General features: G+C 38.7%; 17 protein-coding genes. 8 read left to right on the top strand and 9 right to left on the bottom strand.

Features of this window, described 5'->3' with window-relative positions; translation table 11 throughout:
* Nucleotides 1–82: 82 nt before the first annotated feature.
* The 3 genes from BHF68_RS06470 to BHF68_RS06460 form a co-directional block, all read right to left on the bottom strand.
* The gene (locus tag BHF68_RS06470; protein WP_069642824.1) at nt 83–2,476 is read right to left on the bottom strand and encodes an ATP-binding protein; all 2,394 of its coding nucleotides are present in this window, start codon (nt 2,474–2,476) and stop codon (nt 83–85) included.
* Between the two features lie 66 nt (nt 2,477–2,542).
* A complete protein-coding gene (locus tag BHF68_RS06465; RefSeq protein WP_069642823.1) occupies nt 2,543–3,001 on the bottom strand; it encodes a YaiI/YqxD family protein in 459 nt (152 codons plus the stop codon).
* A 36-nt stretch (nt 3,002–3,037) separates the two neighbouring features.
* On the bottom strand, nt 3,038–3,376 hold the full coding sequence (locus BHF68_RS06460) for a hypothetical protein (protein ID WP_069642822.1): 339 nt from the start codon (nt 3,374–3,376) through the stop codon (nt 3,038–3,040).
* A gap of 139 nt (nt 3,377–3,515) precedes the next feature.
* On the opposite strand from BHF68_RS06460, the gene BHF68_RS06455 reads away from it, so the two are divergent.
* Genes BHF68_RS06455 through BHF68_RS06445 form a run of 3 tightly spaced genes read left to right on the top strand, consistent with a single transcriptional unit; the run spans nt 3,516 to nt 6,096 of the window.
* Entirely contained in the window at nt 3,516–4,655 is a 1,140-nt protein-coding gene (locus tag BHF68_RS06455) for a SpoIIE family protein phosphatase (protein ID WP_069642821.1), read from the top strand.
* A gap of 15 nt (nt 4,656–4,670) precedes the next feature.
* Nucleotides 4,671–4,865, top strand: coding sequence for a ferritin family protein (locus tag BHF68_RS06450; RefSeq protein ID WP_069642820.1), 195 nt, complete (start codon nt 4,671–4,673; stop codon nt 4,863–4,865).
* A gap of 19 nt (nt 4,866–4,884) precedes the next feature.
* A complete protein-coding gene (locus BHF68_RS06445) occupies nt 4,885–6,096 on the top strand; it encodes a [Fe-Fe] hydrogenase large subunit C-terminal domain-containing protein (RefSeq protein ID WP_069642819.1) in 1,212 nt (403 codons plus the stop codon).
* Between the two features lie 87 nt (nt 6,097–6,183).
* Here the strand turns inward: BHF68_RS06445 and BHF68_RS06440 are convergent, their stop codons facing one another.
* A complete protein-coding gene (locus BHF68_RS06440; RefSeq protein WP_069642818.1) occupies nt 6,184–7,098 on the bottom strand; it encodes a hypothetical protein in 915 nt (304 codons plus the stop codon).
* A gap of 190 nt (nt 7,099–7,288) precedes the next feature.
* On the opposite strand from BHF68_RS06440, the gene BHF68_RS06435 reads away from it, so the two are divergent.
* A complete protein-coding gene (locus BHF68_RS06435) occupies nt 7,289–7,912 on the top strand; it encodes a hypothetical protein (RefSeq protein WP_069642817.1) in 624 nt (207 codons plus the stop codon).
* A 10-nt stretch (nt 7,913–7,922) separates the two neighbouring features.
* On the opposite strand, the gene BHF68_RS06430 is transcribed toward BHF68_RS06435, so the two are convergent.
* From BHF68_RS06430 to BHF68_RS06410, 5 genes are all read right to left on the bottom strand, one after another.
* Nucleotides 7,923–10,634 (bottom strand): cation-transporting P-type ATPase, encoded by a 2,712-nt coding sequence (locus BHF68_RS06430; RefSeq protein WP_069642816.1) that lies wholly within the window; start codon nt 10,632–10,634, stop codon nt 7,923–7,925.
* A gap of 190 nt (nt 10,635–10,824) precedes the next feature.
* The gene (locus tag BHF68_RS06425) at nt 10,825–11,337 is read right to left on the bottom strand and encodes a CD3072 family TudS-related putative desulfidase (RefSeq protein WP_069642815.1); all 513 of its coding nucleotides are present in this window, start codon (nt 11,335–11,337) and stop codon (nt 10,825–10,827) included.
* A gap of 57 nt (nt 11,338–11,394) precedes the next feature.
* Nucleotides 11,395–12,465, bottom strand: coding sequence for an ABC transporter substrate-binding protein (locus BHF68_RS06420; RefSeq protein WP_069642814.1), 1,071 nt, complete (start codon nt 12,463–12,465; stop codon nt 11,395–11,397).
* Nucleotides 12,466–12,502: 37 nt separating this feature from the next.
* The gene (locus BHF68_RS06415; protein ID WP_069642813.1) at nt 12,503–13,309 is read right to left on the bottom strand and encodes an ABC transporter permease; all 807 of its coding nucleotides are present in this window, start codon (nt 13,307–13,309) and stop codon (nt 12,503–12,505) included.
* Nucleotides 13,306–14,115, bottom strand: coding sequence for an ABC transporter ATP-binding protein (locus BHF68_RS06410; RefSeq protein ID WP_069642812.1), 810 nt, complete (start codon nt 14,113–14,115; stop codon nt 13,306–13,308). Before BHF68_RS06410 ends, BHF68_RS06415 begins: the two co-directional genes overlap by 4 nt.
* Before the next feature lie 237 nt (nt 14,116–14,352).
* Between BHF68_RS06410 and BHF68_RS06405 the strand changes: the two genes are divergently transcribed.
* The 4 genes from BHF68_RS06405 to BHF68_RS06390 all read left to right on the top strand — a co-directional run bounded on the left by BHF68_RS06405 (nt 14,353) and on the right by BHF68_RS06390 (nt 17,409).
* Nucleotides 14,353–15,660 (top strand): double-cubane-cluster-containing anaerobic reductase, encoded by a 1,308-nt coding sequence (locus tag BHF68_RS06405; protein WP_218070328.1) that lies wholly within the window; start codon nt 14,353–14,355, stop codon nt 15,658–15,660.
* 12 nt (nt 15,661–15,672) lie between these two features.
* On the top strand, nt 15,673–16,173 hold the full coding sequence (locus BHF68_RS06400; protein ID WP_069642810.1) for an OsmC family protein: 501 nt from the start codon (nt 15,673–15,675) through the stop codon (nt 16,171–16,173).
* Nucleotides 16,173–16,928 carry an acyl-CoA dehydratase activase gene (locus BHF68_RS06395; RefSeq protein WP_069642809.1) on the top strand — a complete coding sequence of 252 codons (756 nt, stop codon included), beginning with the start codon at nt 16,173–16,175 and terminating at the stop codon, nt 16,926–16,928. Before BHF68_RS06400 ends, BHF68_RS06395 begins: the two co-directional genes overlap by 1 nt.
* A gap of 97 nt (nt 16,929–17,025) precedes the next feature.
* Complete coding sequence (locus BHF68_RS06390; protein WP_069642808.1) at nt 17,026–17,409, top strand: hypothetical protein; 384 nt, start codon at nt 17,026–17,028, stop codon at nt 17,407–17,409.
* Nucleotides 17,410–17,414 lie beyond the last annotated feature (5 nt).

Here is a 17,414-nt window from a genome sequence, read left to right as displayed (position 1 = left end):
TTTAGCACTCCTTATCTATCATATTTCCTTTATTGCTTCTTTTAATTTTTGCATTTTCAGCCAATTTAATCAACCATTTTACTTATATCTTTTTTATTAAATCTATTAACACTTGCTTTTTAATAGGCTTTGTTACATGTTCATCACAACCAGCCTCTAAGCTTTTCTGCTTATCCTCTGCAAGTGCATATGCTGTAAGTGCAATAATTTTAACTGGTGCTGCACCCTGTGTCCTCTCCAATGCTCTTATCTCTTTAGTTGCCTCATAGCCATCCTTAATTGGCATCTGCATATCCATTAGTATTGCATCATATGGTTTTTCATGTGAATCGCTGGTAACTGCTATATATTTTTCAACTGCTTCCTGTCCATTTACAGCTACATCTATTAATACCCGTTCCTTCTTAAGGTATGCCATAATCAAAGCTCGATTATCTTCATGGTCCTCTACTAAGAGCATCCTTTTACAATAACTATCACCTTCAGGTGCTACCCTCAATTTTGCTTCTTCTGTTACTTCTCTTGCTTCTGTTGCCTCTGTTGCTCCATTAAAATTGTTTAATTTGTTATGTTTTTTTGCTTGATCTTGTCCATTTAATCCATTTGTTTGCTCGCTTTGTACATATGGTATTTCAAAGTAAAACGTGCTGCCTGCACCTTTCACACTTTCGACCCAGATTTGACCACCCATTATTTCCACTAGTTTTTTGGAGATAGTTAACCCTAGCCCTGTGCCACCATATGTTTGTTTTGTCGATACATCACCTCGATTAAATGCATGGAATATATCCTCTAATTTTTCTTCAGATATCCCTATCCCTGAATCTTGTACAGAAAATCTAAGTGTTTTATCGATAATCTTGAACTTCAGGAGTATATCTCCTTGCTCAGTAAATTTAATGGCATTACTAATAAAATTAACTAACACCTGTCGGATTTTTTCTTCGTCTGCTAATACCGTACACTCATTAAGTGTACATCTTGAAAGCTCTATATCAATGTTAAGTCCTTTCTTCGCAGCTAACGGCTTAAAGGTTGCCCCAACTTCCTTAATCACATCACAAATCACTGTTTCTCCAACATTTAATTCCATCTTTCCAGATTCAATCTTTGATAAATCCAATATAGAGTTTATTATTTTCAAAAGATTATCGCCATTTTTCTTGAGGATATCAATATACTTTTGCTGTTCTTTATCTGTAGCATATTCTTCTAGCAATTCGGTCATTCCAAGCACTGCATTCATTGGTGTGCGTATTTCATGACTCATATTTGCTAGAAACTCGCTTTTTGCTCGGTTCGCCTTCTCAGCCGCTTCTGCTAGTTTACAAGATTCCATCATTGCCGCTTGAAGCTTTTTATTAGCTTCTAGCAATTCTTGCTCTACCTTCTTCCTTTTACTAATATCTCTAACATAGCTTTGTATAATACCATTCCCTTGATTAGATACCATCTTAGCACTAATTTCCACAGGAATTTCTTTGCCATTCTTGTGGATTACTATACCCTCAAAAATTAGACTTCCTAGATTTATGATTTTCTCTGTTCTTTCATGTCTAGTCTCCTCTATTTCTTTCTTTACTAGTTTAGATAGATGCTCTCCAATCAACTCTTTTCGACTATATCCAAGAACGCTACTTCCTTTGTCGTTTAAATCAAGTATAACTCCGTTAAAATCATGCATAAAGATTGCATCGTTTGTGTGTTCAACGATTGTCTTATATCTTTCTGCTTTAACAACTACTTTTGTCGCTTTTTCTAAGCGGCTTGCAGTCAATAATACTCCTATAATCCCTATAACCAACACGAACACATGCCCTATTACTATATTGTTTCGGTTTACTCTATACATAGCTAAGTATGGTTCTAATGAAGTTTGTGCACTTATTCCACCACGCAAATCACCCACCTGATACCCTTGGTGCTCATGACACAACAAACAGCCCTCATCTACATAAAAGGGCTTTAAATAGCGCATAGTTGATTGACCTTCTGTGTTTATTACAGCAGTAACATCATCCATTCCAGCTTCCATTGCAGCTAGCGCCTCGAATTCCCATTCGTCTGCTAAGTTAATTGGATTAACTGGTTGGCGACTAACCAGGCGCCCTCTTATACCATAGGTATCAGTGATAAGCTCATGAACTTGGCGCATCATATATGCTGGATTTACAAGGGTGAGTTCTCTACCAGATTCGGTTGTTATGTCTCGCTCATGGATATGACTTAAGTAAGGACTAGCCGGTGTATCCCCTGTTACAGGCACATACACTCCTCCATGATTCGTAGCCCAGTATCTAAAGGTTAAATCTTTTGTGCTACTCATACGCAGGGTGTTCTCTGCTATCTCATAAGCATTCGACTTGGCATGCCATAAATTCCATAACAGACTAACAGCAACTATAATTGACCAAACCATGACAACAATCCACGCCTTGCGAAGAATTCCAAACCCTTTGTAATCATAGTCACCCATTACTTCACCCCATAGTGAAAATAATTTCTCACCTATTGCTTTAATAGTTTATTCTATGTGATGTGGTTACTTTCCTGCTTCATGGCCCGCTGCCGCTATATTAATTACTCTTCGCAAGCTATGTTCAAATAGCTTGTCATCCTCTGTTTTTCTTTTTTTCGGCCCTTTAGTTCTTCCTCCTGCTCTACGATGCCGAGCTTTTAATTCCCGTTCCTCCATCATAAAATCTATTTTCTCTGGTGAATATTCTCTACCGCTTGGACTTAAGCATACTGCCGACTTACTAAGCACAATCGACGCCAGACCCCAATCTTGGGTAATTACGATATCACCTTTCTCGGTTACATTAATAACTTTTAGATCTGCTTCCTGAGAACCACTATCCACCGTTATATGATGGTCCGATTCTATATGATGGTTTATACTTGCAATTGTCCAAACATCGAGCTCGTACTCCTTAGCTACCCTAAAGCATATCTGTAAAACTTTTTTAGGACATGCGTCCGCGTCAACTATTATCTTCATGTAATACAGCTCCTGTATTGTTCTTTAATCGGGCTATTATTTACGCTTGCTTTTTTTGCCACTATTTTTCTTAGGAGAAGATTCGCTGTTACTATCACCTAATTTCCCCTGCTTATACTTACGTTCATTAGAACTCCACATCCAATATCCCCATGCTGCTCCGCCAAGCATAAACACAAGCAAATATATGCTAATCTCTGTTATCCAAGGTCCGCTAAAATATTCTGTGTAGTCTAGTCCGTGCTCAATTAAGTTTAATAAAATATAAAAAATTATAAACGTTTGAATACCCCAGCCAATAACCCCATATTTACGTATATACGTCCATTTACCTTGTTCTCTAACCTTGCTCCAATCTTGCTTGTTTTTATCCACCTAAATCCCTCCTATAACCATCTTACCATGCTCTCAACAATTACTAAAGCTCACAAGTCTACAATTGTACATAGATATTTCAGTGTGATAATATTGTAATGGTACTTACTCTACTTATTTCTTTTTTAGGTGATTCTTAATGTCCAATAATGAACAACTATTTAATATATATAAAACTATTGCACAGCAAACAAATGACCATTATTTAGTATGCCAATCAAACGGCCAAATTGTTTTTATTAACCAAACTATGGAGCAATATTTAGGAGTCCCAAGTGAAGATATCCTGGGAACAGCTTTTACTGACATAATAACCATTAATGATCAGGCCCGCATTACTAACCATATAAGTAATATAAACGCTATCCCAGCAACAACAGAGACATTTTTCTTTCGAAATATTGATGGTATTAACATACCTCTATCAGGTCAGCTCTTTCATAAGGATGGATTGATTTACTTTTATGGAAATGAAAATCGCCAATCTCACCTAGATTTACAACAAAAATATAAAATTGAAATGAAAAAAGCCTCAAAAATATATCAACGCTCATTACCTAAAAACTTACCCGAAACTGATGATATCGCTTTTGCTGCCTATTATCAGCCTGCAGAAGTATTAGGCGGGGATTTCTACAATGTCTTTCAAGTAGATAATGGGATGCTAAATGACTTTTTCGAACAATATGTTGTGCTATTGTGTGATGTGTCTGGACACGGTTTAGATAGCGCAATGATATCATTGTTTGCTAAAGAGACTATTAATCAATACTTTGAACACAAGCACAGTGAGGGACAGTTTTTATCTCCTAAGGAAATCGTCAATGACTTTATAATTGAGTATCTAAAAGAGCAATACCCCGAAGACTATTTTATATGTGTATTCCTAGGAATTTTCGATATAAAAAACGAGGAGTTTGTTTATTGTAGTGCTGGCTATCAAAACCCGCCTTTAATGGCCTGCCAAGACGGTACACTAGTTGAATTAGAAACTGGTGGGCTACCAATTTCAGGAGCTCTTCCGAAAGAAATTATGAACTACCCCGAGTACAGTGTTCCTCTTAAAAATGACACGACATTTCTAATTAGCACAGATGGAATGCCTGAACAGATGACGTCAGGCGAGTACTATGAGGAACGAATGAAAAAACTGTTTCTTGCGAATACTCATAGACATCCTAAAGATATTGTACAGATTTTGTCTAAGGACTTTATAAGCTTTTCTCCTACTACTAAAATTACTGACGACGTTACATTTATTGTGGGAAAAATTAAATAAAATGGAGGAGATATGATGAAGGATATTTTAGATGGAATACAGCTAGCGATAGAAGATGAAGTTAATGCTCAAAAGCATTACCAGGAGCTTGCTGATAAGGCAGAAGATCCATTATTAAAGAAATTTTTTGAGCAGCTTGTAAAAGACGAGCAAAGTCATGAAAAAGTATTGCGGTCGCGTTACGAAGCCCTATCAAGACTAAAAAGATAATAGATTGGAGGCGTAATTTGTGTCAAATGAAATTCGTGGTAACGATCGACTTTCCGATTTAGGTCGTCGACATCTAGACTGTTTGTTTGATCCAGATAAAAACCCACCAGCTTTAAGGCTAGCAGAGTGTCTGTGCCCTGATGAGAAAAGAGAAAATTGTGATAAAGTATGCTTTTTCGATTCCATGTCAAGGGATGAAAAAGGAAACGTAGTAATTCATGAAGAATGCTGTACGGGCTGTCCAGATTGCATTGAGTCATGTAAAAGTAGCAAGCTTAAAGATAAAAAAGAAATTTTACCTGTTTTTGAGCTAGTACATAATTCAGACGCCCCTGTATATGCTATGATTGCCCCTGCTTTCATTAGTCAATTTAGTGAAGAAATGACCCCTGGTAAATTAAGAAGTGCTTTTAAAAAGCTCGGTTTTGCTGGCATGATTGAAGTTGCACTGTTTGCCGATATCTTAACTCTTAAAGAAGCATTAGAGTTTGACCGCTACATAAAAGATGACAGGGATTTCATGCTTACTAGCTGCTGCTGTCCTATGTGGATAGCAATGATTCGTAGAATACACGGACAGCTAGTCCCCCATATGCCGCCTTCTGTATCACCAATGGTAGCTTGTGGTCGTTCCATTAAGAAGCTGTACCCAGAGGCTAAGACTGTCTTTATCGGCCCTTGTCTAGCAAAAAAAGCTGAAGCTAAGGAGCCAGATGTACGTGATGCAGTCGATTACGTACTAACCTTCCAGGAAATGCAGGAAATCTTTGATGCTGTGGAGGTTGACCCATTAAAGCTAGAAGAGGATTTGAAAGACCATTCATCTATGGCAGGGAGAATATATGCCCGCACTGGTGGCGTCAGTGAAGCTGTACAAAGGACACTTGATCGTCTACGGCCAAACAGGAAAATTCCTCTAGTAGCACAGCAAGCTAATGGTGTGAAAGAATGTAAGGAATTATTAAACGATTTAATAAACGGTAACATCAAGGCCAATTTCATCGAGGGAATGGGCTGTGTCGGCGGCTGTGTTGGTGGTCCTAAGTCAATCCTAGATAAGGAAGTTAGCACTAAGAACGTTAATAATTATGGTAATGATGCGCAATTCCTTACACCTGTTGATAACCCTTATGTAATTGAGCTATTGCAGCGCTTAGGTTTTGACACAATCGACAGTTTATTAGAGCATGAAACTATTTTCACCAGAGATTTCAACCCGAACAATAAGTGATAACAATATATAATACTTAAGCAAAATGGGTGTGTAGTTAACTACTAGAAAAGTAATTAACACGCACCCATTTTTACATTCAACTTATTATTTACTGCTAAATAAGTTTTTAAAGAAGCTTATAATCCTCCGGAAAAACCCTTCTTTTGCTTTTTCGTCCTCTGCCGATACTGTTCTTAGCGTATCATTTCCAGCCTCTGCTGTAATTGCTACATCTGCATCAATTGTAGGTTCCTCTGCTCCAAGAATCTGTATTTCAAATCCTTCTACTACTTCCACCATATCACTACCAAACATTTCATAAACCTTGGCATTAGTTTGCTCATTATATGGTTCAATAGCAACTTCTACCTTATTTGTATATACACTTACGCCTGTTGTACGCACTTTAATACCATCTGCTTCTAGTGCTGCCCATTGTTGATCAATTTCATATTGTTTGCTTCTTAAGGTTTTTTCACTATATTCTACTACACGAAACTTAACTAAATCAGGGTCATCAACTAAGTTTAAAATGTCCGCTTGCTGGGCCTTCGTTAGTTCTTCTGTAAAAGCTAGAACAATAGCACCTTTCGCATGTAAGTCCCAATCGATGTGCAGACTAGCAAATATTTCGTAGTCTATATTTTCTTTGATATAGTCTTGAATCTGGTTAATGGTGTTAGAACCAATGTTGCCGTCATCAAAACTAGTAACTGGGCGATCTGGCGCAGGGCGATCCGAGACAGGTCGATCATAGCCATTCTCAATTAGCTCACGTTTGATATCTACTTGCTGGTCAATAATAGGCGCTGGCAGAATTACTGCATCTTGTCCTGCACCTCCTGGCTTAGCTGACTCTACTTGGTATTGAACACTTCTATCTAATCCTTCAGAGCCTGTCATTGCAAAAGCTGGAGCTACTGGTGTTGCAGCTACTACAACTAAACTTGCCGTAACGGCTAACGCGACTGTCTTTGCTTTATTCTTTGCTTTATTCCTTACTCTATTATTTGCTTTCATAGAAAACATCTCCCTATATGATAATTTAAGTATCTTGCTTTTCACTCACCATAAAGACGTTTATTGTTAGGAAAACGTTTCATAACATATATTGGCAACATACAGGCTACCCTATTAAAATCCAGAAAACTATGCTACCATATTCTAGTAGAGTTGTTGAACATTCCAATTTAAGCTTCGGAGGTGCATAATGCCCGATTTACCTGCTACATACTACTTAATAGGCCTTTTGCTTGCTGTGTTTATATTTATAGCTGGTATCGATAAGTTCCATCAAAAAGGCGTGTATTCACACCCTCGTTTTTTAGCTATAATTATTATCGGATTGTCTGCTGTGCCAGTTTTTATTGACTTTAATAATGTATGGGAGGATGTCCCTAATCGTGGTCGAGTTATATTAGTACTTATCGTTTTTGCTACTGTTCTAATTTATGCACTAAAAAGGGAGCTTACTTCGCGAAGATATACAATATACAATATCGAAGAGGCCTCCGCCCTAGAGCTTGTCGAGCAAATTCTAATAGACTTAGACGTACCCTTTAAGCGTGAGGTCGATAACTTTAACAACGATGTCTATAATATTAATGATTGCAAAGCTAAAATAACTGTAAAAAATCAAGCTCTTTCTGATGCAGATAAGGACGTAATAATTACTCACACCTACGATTTTCCTGAAATAGAGCACTTTACCGATGCACTTATATTAAACGTTCTAGAAAGGTATCCCGACCATAAGTACAAAGGGGTTTGGGAAATGGCTATTGGTGTAGGATTATTTATATTAGTCGCCGCCTTTTATTTCAATACTTTTTAATTTCTCCTGTTTAACAAATTACCTCATCTTTATTTCTACTTTTAATAATTATGCGGGTAATCCACTTCTCAACTTCAATGATTGTAAATACAGCAGCTCCCAACACCATTGGTATCAGCCAATATTCCCAACCCAATGGAGTTGTTCCAAATAGCGTATTCATAAACGGCAGGTACAGGATTCCTGCCTGTAATACTAGCAATATGCCCGATACAATAAATGCTGCCTTATTGGAAAAGAAGCGTTTATTAAAGGCAAAGCTATGTTCACTACGACAATTAAACAAATGGAACAACTGCAGTATTACAATCGTGTGGAGCGTGATTGTTTGCACTACCGCTTGATCATATCCTCTATTGATTAACTCCATACTAAAGGCAAGTGTTCCACCACCAATTAAGATTGAAACAAAAATAATTCGGAAAATATAGTATCCACTTAGTAGTGGTGTTTTCATTGGCCGCGGAGGTAGTTCCATCGCACAATCCTCCAAGCGTTCAAAGGCTAATGCCAATGAAAGGGTAATGGCGATAACCATGTTCACCCAAAGAATTTGAACGGGAGTAATCGGCATTGCTAGTCCAAATAAAATACTCGCCATAATCAGAAACGCTTGCGCCCCATTGGTCGGCAGAATAAATAGAATTGTCTTCTTCAAGTTGTTGTAGACACGTCTACCTTCTTCCACGGCGTTGACTATTGTCTCGAAATTATCATCAACTAGCACCATCTCAGCTGCGTCCTTTGATACCTCAGTGCCTTTAATTCCCATGGCAACACCAATATCTGCTCGCTTCAATGCTGGAGCATCGTTAACTCCATCACCTGTCATCGCGCATACATGCCCAAGCTTTTGCAGTGCTTTAACTAAGCGCAGCTTATGCTCCGGGCTAGTCCTGGCAAATACATCGTATTTTTCAACAACATGCTCAAGCTCTTCATCAGTCATATTATTAATATCTTTTCCTTCTAAAGCAAGCTCACCATCACCAATACCCATCATTTTACCGATGGCAACGGCTGTATCCTTGTGGTCACCGGTAATCATTTTGACAGTAATTCCTGCGCCTTTACATTCACGTATAGCCGATATTGCTTCTTCGCGCGGTGGATCGATAATACCCGCCAATCCAACCATCTCAACACCAGTTTCTATATCTTCATGGTGTATCTCTTCTACATCAGACGAAACCTTTTTATATCCAGCACCTATGACACGTAGTCCATGTTCAGCTAGTTCTTTTACATGCTGCTCCCATTGATTGCGGTCAAACTTTGAGTCTCCAGAATTTCCCGACTCTGCCATACTAAACAAACGATCAGGTGCCCCTTTTACATATATGTATTTTTGCCCGTCATTTTCTACGAGTACAGCCATATATTTATGTTCTGAGTCAAAGGGTATTTTCGATATGCTCTCAAAACGTTCTATTTCCTTGTCGGCTTTTTCTGCTAGAGTAATCAGACATCCTTCCGTCGGTTCACCGTTAATCTTCCAGTGACCATCTTCATCCTTACGAAGACTGGCGTCATTACAGGTTTTAACGATTCGTAGTAGCTCGTTAAGGTCAGGCTCTTCACCCATGCTGACCTCTTTATTATCCATAGTAATTTTACCTTCTGGGGCGTAACCCGTTCCTGTAACCTCGTAATGCTGCTCTACTGTTATAACTGAGGTTACGGTCATTTCATTTTTTGTCAGTGTGCCTGTCTTGTCCGAGCAGATAACCGTTACAGCGCCTAACGTCTCTACTGATGGTAGGTTCCGCACAATTGCTTTGCGGTTTGCCATGTTTTGTACACCAATCGCTAGGATAATTGAAACAATTGCTGGTAATCCTTCAGGTATGGCCGCGACAGCAAGTCCAATTACATAAAGCATTAATTCTACTGGCCCATAATCTCTTACAAGATAGCCAAACCCATACATAAGCGCTGCAATCACAAGAATTGTCATTGCAACCTGCTTGCCAAATTGTGTAATCTGTCTTAACAACGGCGTTTGTAGCTGTTCTACTTCAGCCATCGACTTGCTAATCTTTCCTAGCTCTGTATCTCTGCCCGTAGCGATAACAATTCCCTGTCCAGTACCCGAAGCTATAGATGTTCCCGAGAATGCCATATTGCTGCGATCACCAATGACCGCATCCTCATCGACTACATTCGTCTGCTTTTCTACTGAAGTCGATTCTCCCGTCAGTGCAGACTCTTCAATTTTTAGCTTATCTGCTTTAATTAACCTAATGTCTGCAGGAATTTTATTACCTGCTCGTAAAAATACAATATCTCCAGGCACAACATCCTGGGAATCGATTTCGATACGTTCCCCATCCCTCAACACATTCGCATGCAGGGACAGCATTTTCTTAATCCCCTCTAATGCCTGTTCTGCTTTGTTTTCTTGAAAGAAGCCTATACACGCGTTTATAAATGCAACAGCGAAGATGACTGCCGTATCTATGTAGTGCCCCATTAGCGCCGTCACGACAGCCGCTACCAATAATATGTATATCAGTACATCATGAAAGTGTTTAAAAAACTTAATCCATACCGATTTCTTAGCTTTGCTAGGAAGCTCATTCGCCCCATATTTTTGCAATCGTTCACTAGCTTCTGCCTTAGTAAGTCCTTTAGCTGGATCTGTTTCGAGCTGTTCTTTTATCTTATCGATATCTAACGTATGCCATAGTATGTTTTGCTCCTGTTTGTGTTTTGCGCTCATAGAAAAAGTCCTTCCTTTCCAAAGTAAACAATAATCCAAATAGCAACATAATTTCAAAGACTGTTATCAATGATTATAGCAGAAAACATTAAAATCCCCTATTTTTATAATCACAAGAGCATGAAAAGGCATGAGGTATTAGTATTCCAACCTCATGCCTTAAAATATTATTCTTTTATGTTACTTCGTCCTATTCTACTTGCGCCTTTTCATCAACTGCTAAAAACTCGACTTGAATTTTGTATTCATTGAGCAGCTTTTTTAACTCCTCAATGTAAATTCCTTGCCCAGCCTGCTCAGATAGCATAGACGCTTGCTTGTCTGCTTCGTCAATCATCCCGCCTTTATATCCCATACTTACGTAATTTACTCCACAGCTCGGGCTCCCATCAATTCCTATTATCCCTTCTAGTATATACCCATCACTTTGGTATTCTTTCATTTGTTCAACATACGGAATTAATAGATTCCTACAATGCCTTCTATAATTAGCTGTGTCGTATTGATTTTTGGACATGCCCCATCTACGCAGACCTATGAATGTCGTCTCTGGGCATGGCAGTTGAATCATACCTGTACCTTTATTCAGGTGCTCATTTACCACTGACTTCATTGCTCCCCCATATAACGTTAGCCCCATCACCTTGGAATTGCCGTTTAATATACAGTGTGCTAGAAATACGACTCGTTTACTTCTACGCATATCTATCCTACTTTCACTATTGATTGCTATATTACTAGTTTAATATTCTGGTTGTTATTACTTGTTAAATTGATTGTACGCATTTTGGATAAAAGACATATTATAAACTTCTTCGTATGGTATTTCACGATTGATGATTCCTTCATCTAAACAAAACTGTACTATCGTTTCGTGCCCTTCTTCTGTAATAAATCCGTCTGTTGACAACGACGGTCTAATATAGCTTATTCTATCAGCGGCAATTCCTGCAGTAAACAGCTTCGATGCCATTTCTGCCACGTCCTCATCATTATTATTATCAATCCAAATCATTGCTCTTACTGCTGCATTTGCAAACGCTTGCACTGTTTCAGGATTCGATGCAACAAATTCTTTCGTTCCTGTTACAATCGATGATTCATATCTTTCAGTACCGTAAATTTCATAATGCTGTGCTGGGTCAGATACATCTACTAAAATATTTGCACCAATAGCAGCTACTTCGTTTTTCGCAATCGCACTAATATAACTTGCTTCGATATGTCCATTTTCCAAAGCTCCTAAGGACGCTCCGTATTCCATCTGTGCCCAAGTTACATCTGATTCTGTTAAGCCATATTTTTCAAGAATAGCAATTGCAAAGGAATGTGGAGCTGAGCCTGGCATTCCTGCAAATATGGTTTTTCCTTTCAGCTGTGTTACATCCGTGATCTCAGGCGCACCAACAAACATATACGGTTTATTTGTAAGTGTAGACATAATAATGGTAGACTCTAGTCCCATATCCTGTGCTCTAAATACAGGCTCTGTACTTAACATTGTAAAATGTGAACTCCCTGCGTGCATAGCTTGAAACGCCACTGGACCATCTTTAGTAGTTACAAATTCAATCTCTAGTCCTTCTTCCTTAAAGTAACCTAAAGCTTCAGCTACATATACAGGCAACCAAAACTCACTTCTCAGTTCCGCTACAACAACTTTTGTCAATTCTTCCTTTTCTACTGCCCCTACATTTTCTTGATTTTCTGTTCCTTCAGTAGCCGCTGGTGTGCTTGGAGTTGCTGGAGCACTTGTATTATTGCCACCACACGCGGCCAATAACGATACTAACAATACCACTGCCACTAATAAAAAACTGATTTTTTTCAAACTTTTCATCCCCTTTATTTTTTATATAAAACATTGCTTAAATGCTTCCGCTTCCCCCATAATCAATAGGTGGACGCCATTTTAAAAGCACTTTTTCAATGTTTTTCAACAACATATTAAAGATTATCCCAATGAAAAACAGAATAAATATGCAGGCCATTACACGGTCAACCTGGAAGAAGGAGGTAGCATATGATATCATCCAGCCTAGCCCTGCACTGGCTCCCATGTATTCACCTACTATTGCTCCAATTAGTGATGCCCCAAGACCTCCTCTGACACCAGCTAAAATCCAAGGTACACAAGAGGGTAAAATAACTTTAATTATCAATTGGAAACGACTAGCCCCCATTAGCTTTACGGACGTAAGTAAATTGCGATCGACACTCTTAATACCGGCATATGTACTGAAAAATACAAGAAAGAAAACCAACAAACTAGCCATAATAATTTTTGATTCAATACCAAGTCCAAACCAAAGTACAAATATTGGTGCAAGAGCCAGCTTCGGTATTCCATATAGTGCCGTAATAATAGGCTCAAAAACTTTTCCTAAAATATCAACAAGTCCTAATATAAAGCCAGCGATGATTCCTATTACTGTGCCAATAGCTAGACCCCAAAGAGCTTCTTTAAGTGTGACGCTTGTGTGCTTTACTAGGTCACCACTGTTGTAAAATTGGATCAAATCGGCAAATATTCTGCTTGGCTGGCTGGTGTAGAATGGATTCATCACCCCCGTATTGGCTAATAGCTCCCACGAGATTAAGATTAAACCAAATACTGCAAACCGCATTAAAAGATATTTCGTGCTATGAATAAACTCTTTACTTCTTTTAATCATAGTTCTCTCACCTGCTCTACTTCGTCCTTAAGGTCGTCCCATATCCGTTTATGTAATTCGATAAACTGTTGATTAAACCTTAGTTCATTGGCTGAACGGGGTCTCGGCAAATCAATTGTATGAATTGCTTTAATCGTCGCAGGTCGTTTTGTCAAAATTACTACACGGTCTGCCAGTGTGATAGCCTCTATCAAATCATGGGTTATAAAAATAATCGTTCGTTTAGATTTTTCCCACAAAGATAAAATATAGTTTTGGAGCATTTCTCTTGTGAATACATCCAATGCGGCAAACGGTTCATCCATAAAAATAATCTCTGGGTCAAGAGCCAGCACCTTAATAATATCTACACGTTTTCGCATGCCTCCAGAAAGTTGAAACGGGTAGGACGTTTCAAAGCCTGATAGCTTAGCTTGTTTTATTAGCTCCATTGCCTTTTCGCGACGAGTTTTTTTATCGATTTTTCTCAGCTCAAGCCCCAACTCAACATTTGCAATTGCTGTGCGCCAAGGTAATAGCGTGTCAGACTGCGATATATATCCAATTCTCGGACTAATTTTGCTCAGGTTCTCGCCGTCAAGCTGGACTTCACCTTCACTAGGCTTCATTAGTCCTGACATAATGTTTAATAACGTGCTTTTACCACATCCACTTGGGCCAACAATGGCGATAAACTCATGCTCCTTAACAGAAAAATTAATATTATCTATAACTTTAACGGCTTGTATTTCTTTTCGGTCATGGAATGAATGACTAAGCCCATTTACTATAAATTTGTCTTTTGAAGTATGTACCAGTGTTTTCATTTCATATATCTCCTCAAAATATATCACTTCAATATAAAACGTATAAATTCTCACGCACCACCTCAGATAGCTTATTTCATATTAAATCTCTTTCAATCTAACTGTCCAATGAAATTCTGGCATGGTTTTTTGCTTCTGTTTCTGTTTTGTCATACCTATAAATTAATCAGTCCTTTTAATTTCAATAAGTGCTACACTATGCCTAGAAACATATAAGACATTTATGGGAGGGGTATGGTGAGTAAACAGGATAAAGCTTATTACGAACAACTATGGGCTGATTTAGGCGTGGACGTTCCGCTGCATGATCAGCTTATTCGAGGATTAGCTGTTTTAGAAAGACGCCTTCATCGAAAGCAAAAAAACCGACCTGAAAAAATGGACTATTTCAACAAAGTACTAAATGACTTGCATGGCCACCGAATCGCAGAGATGGTTGAACATAAAAAACAAGGTGGCAAAGTAGTAGGTAGCTACTGTGTATTTATTCCTGAAGACATGGTATTGGCTGCTGACGGGATTCACGTGGGCTTATGTGCTGGATCGAGCTTTCCAGTACAAGAAGCAGAAAAAGTTTTACCAAGAAATACTTGCCCATTGATTAAGTCATCGTTTGGATACAAATATATTAAAGCTTGCCCTTATACAGAGGCCAGCGACTTGATCGTAGGTGAGACAACTTGTGATGGAAAGACGAAGATGTTCGAAATACTAGAGGATTATCATCCTACCTACGTAATTGAGGTTCCACAAAGAAAGAACTCACGTAATCAAGATGTATTTACTGCTGAACTATTAGACTTTAAGCTACAGCTAGAGAATCTGACAGGCAATAAAATTACAGCTGAAAACTTAAAAAATGCTACCTCTAAAGTGGAAAACAAGTTCAAGGCATTGCAGCGGTTATTCAAATTGCGTCAAGCAGATCCAGCTCCTATTAGTGGTCTTGATGTACTTACGATTACGCAAATTGGATTCCAAGACGACGTTAAGCGTTTTACTCAACAGGTAAATGCGCTTTGTGATGAACTAGAAGAAAGAGTTCGCGATGGTGTAGGTGTTGCTCCTAAGGGTGCTCCACGTATCTTGATATCTGGAAGTCCTATGTCATTGCCGAATTGGCGCTTACACTCTATGCTCGAGAAAGCAGGCGCTGTCGTAGTATGTGAAGAATCCTGTGTCGGAACGCGATTATTTAGTTACACGAGTGAGCCACAGAGTGATAGCCTTGAAGATCAGATAGCTGCTATTGGTCAGAGGCATATGAGCATTAACTGCGCATGTTTTACCCCAAATCAAGGCCGCATTGATGATGTATTGCGAATGGCTGAAGAATATCAAGTAGATGGTGTTATTCACTATACTCTGCAATTCTGTCATACCTTTAACAACGAGGGTACTAAAATGGAACAAGCTTTAGATACGGCTGGTATTCCTTTATTACGCGTAGAGGCTGACTACAGCGATGACGACAGCGGTCAATTAAAAACAAGAGTGGAAGCTTTCTTAGAACTGTTAGAAGATAAAAAAACAAATGTTGAATAGGAGAGGATTCGAATGGCTAAAGATTTAAAAAAGACTCTAGAAACAATGATGCGTGTATTTGGAAAGAAACCTCAAGAAGCGACTACTGTGTATACTGCAGAATGCGAATGGAAAGGGAACTTACTCATCGAAGCGAAAATGGGCGAATTTATACAAAAAATTGATGAGCCAGAGTACATGTGTGGTACAAACCTAGGCCCTAGTCCATTAGATATTCAAATGGCCGCCCTTGGTTCCTGCCAAGAAATTATGTATGTCGCTTTCGCCGCTGTTATGGGTATCCAACTTGATGAAGTGAAAGTAAAGGTTGATGGAGAAATTGATTTGCGTGGAATGTTTGGCATGGACGGTGTATCTGCTGGTTTTCAAAAAATTCATTATGTAACTACCATTAAAAGCCCTGAATCAAAAGAAAAATTGGATCAATTAGTTAAAGCCGTTGAAGCGAACTGCCCAGTAATGGATTCACTAAAACGCCCCGTGGAAGTTACAGGCGAAGTTAAATTTAGTTAATGTTTATCGGGATTGACTTAGGTTCCAGAACAACAAATTTAGTAGCTATTGAAAATGGGCTTGTGAAAGACAGTGTAATCGTTAACTCTGGACGTAGTCCAGTTGCCATATGTGAAAAGCTATTAGATAGTCGGAATTATCAAGGAGTAGCTGTTACTGGTTATGGTCGACACCTCGTAGGAGAAGTTCTTAATGCAAAAGTTATATCTGAAATTAAAGCTTATGCCTTAGGTGCCAGAACATTATTCCCCTATTGTAGAACGATCGTAGATGTTGGTGGGCAGGATTGCAAGGTTATAGTCCTAGATAAAAACGGAATAATGCACTCTTTTGAAATGAATGACCGTTGCGCTGCAGGTACTGGTAGATTCCTAGAAGTTATGGCGGGAATTCTCGATTTAGATATCAGTGAGTTTGGCAAATGTTCCTTAGAAAGTAAAACGAGTATTCAAATCAATAGTACTTGCACCGTTTTTGCCGAGTCTGAGGTTATCTCATTAATCAATAGCGGTAAACCCACAGAAGCAATATCTCGTGGACTGCATCAAAGTATCGCTCGACGGATTGCCCAAATGGTTGGACGTGTTGGACTTGTAGAGCCAGTCGTGTTTGCTGGCGGTGGAGCCAAAAATATAGGTTTAGTCACTCTGCTTGAGGAAGAACTATCAGCCATCTGCTCGATTCCAAGCGAACCACAGATTGTTGGGGCTTACGGAGCAGCTCTGGCAGCACAAAAAACGTTTTCTAATAATTAAAGCTAAAAGCTATGAAGCCTGCTATAATTATAAATAGCAGCTTCATAGCTTTTATATTATCTACACACCTTATAAATCGATGAATGGAGTGACAAAAATGCTCATACTCAAACACAGATTACCTTGGCTTATTGGCCTTGGTGTAGCAATTATCAGCTTTATGCTCTTATACATCGGCGTTTCGTTGGTTTTAAACAACGACCTTACTATACAAAACATTTTCGCATTTCTTGGCTTCTCTATTCTTGCAGGGATAATTGTCTCCCTGATGCTCATTTATAAATTTCATATCGCTGCTACCATCTTCATGCTTGGCCTCACCATTGGCTTTATACAAATGTATCAAGCTTTCTGGGATGGAATGACAGGTTGGGGTGACTTAATTGGCATCCTTACATTGTTTATATGGTCTAAAATAGGTCTAGCTTTAGGTTTCGTCATGCAATTCGCTTACTATTTATATAAGAAATTACGACCTTAGAATAC

This window comes from Desulfuribacillus alkaliarsenatis, from assembly GCF_001730225.1.
In the GTDB taxonomy this organism is placed as follows: domain Bacteria; phylum Bacillota; class Bacilli; order Desulfuribacillales; family Desulfuribacillaceae; genus Desulfuribacillus; species Desulfuribacillus alkaliarsenatis.
The sequence above is the reverse complement of the archived record's forward strand: the minus strand, read 5'-3'. Positions and strand labels throughout refer to the sequence as shown.

Coding starts and splice junctions, on each gene's coding strand:
- BHF68_RS06410 (WP_069642812.1), bottom strand. CDS start 14,115: ATGAAAACACTGGTACATACTTCAAAAGACAAATTTATAGTAAATGGG.
- BHF68_RS06435 (WP_069642817.1), top strand. CDS start 7,289: ATGCCCGATTTACCTGCTACATACTACTTAATAGGCCTTTTGCTTGCT.
- BHF68_RS06455 (WP_069642821.1), top strand. CDS start 3,516: ATGTCCAATAATGAACAACTATTTAATATATATAAAACTATTGCACAG.
- BHF68_RS06465 (WP_069642823.1), bottom strand. CDS start 3,001: ATGAAGATAATAGTTGACGCGGACGCATGTCCTAAAAAAGTTTTACAG.
- BHF68_RS06390 (WP_069642808.1), top strand. CDS start 17,026: ATGCTCATACTCAAACACAGATTACCTTGGCTTATTGGCCTTGGTGTA.
- BHF68_RS06440 (WP_069642818.1), bottom strand. CDS start 7,098: ATGAAAGCAAATAATAGAGTAAGGAATAAAGCAAAGAATAAAGCAAAG.
- BHF68_RS06430 (WP_069642816.1), bottom strand. CDS start 10,634: ATGAGCGCAAAACACAAACAGGAGCAAAACATACTATGGCATACGTTA.
- BHF68_RS06450 (WP_069642820.1), top strand. CDS start 4,671: ATGAAGGATATTTTAGATGGAATACAGCTAGCGATAGAAGATGAAGTT.
- BHF68_RS06470 (WP_069642824.1), bottom strand. CDS start 2,476: ATGGGTGACTATGATTACAAAGGGTTTGGAATTCTTCGCAAGGCGTGG.
- BHF68_RS06395 (WP_069642809.1), top strand. CDS start 16,173: ATGTTTATCGGGATTGACTTAGGTTCCAGAACAACAAATTTAGTAGCT.
- BHF68_RS06415 (WP_069642813.1), bottom strand. CDS start 13,309: ATGATTAAAAGAAGTAAAGAGTTTATTCATAGCACGAAATATCTTTTA.
- BHF68_RS06400 (WP_069642810.1), top strand. CDS start 15,673: ATGGCTAAAGATTTAAAAAAGACTCTAGAAACAATGATGCGTGTATTT.
- BHF68_RS06425 (WP_069642815.1), bottom strand. CDS start 11,337: ATGCGTAGAAGTAAACGAGTCGTATTTCTAGCACACTGTATATTAAAC.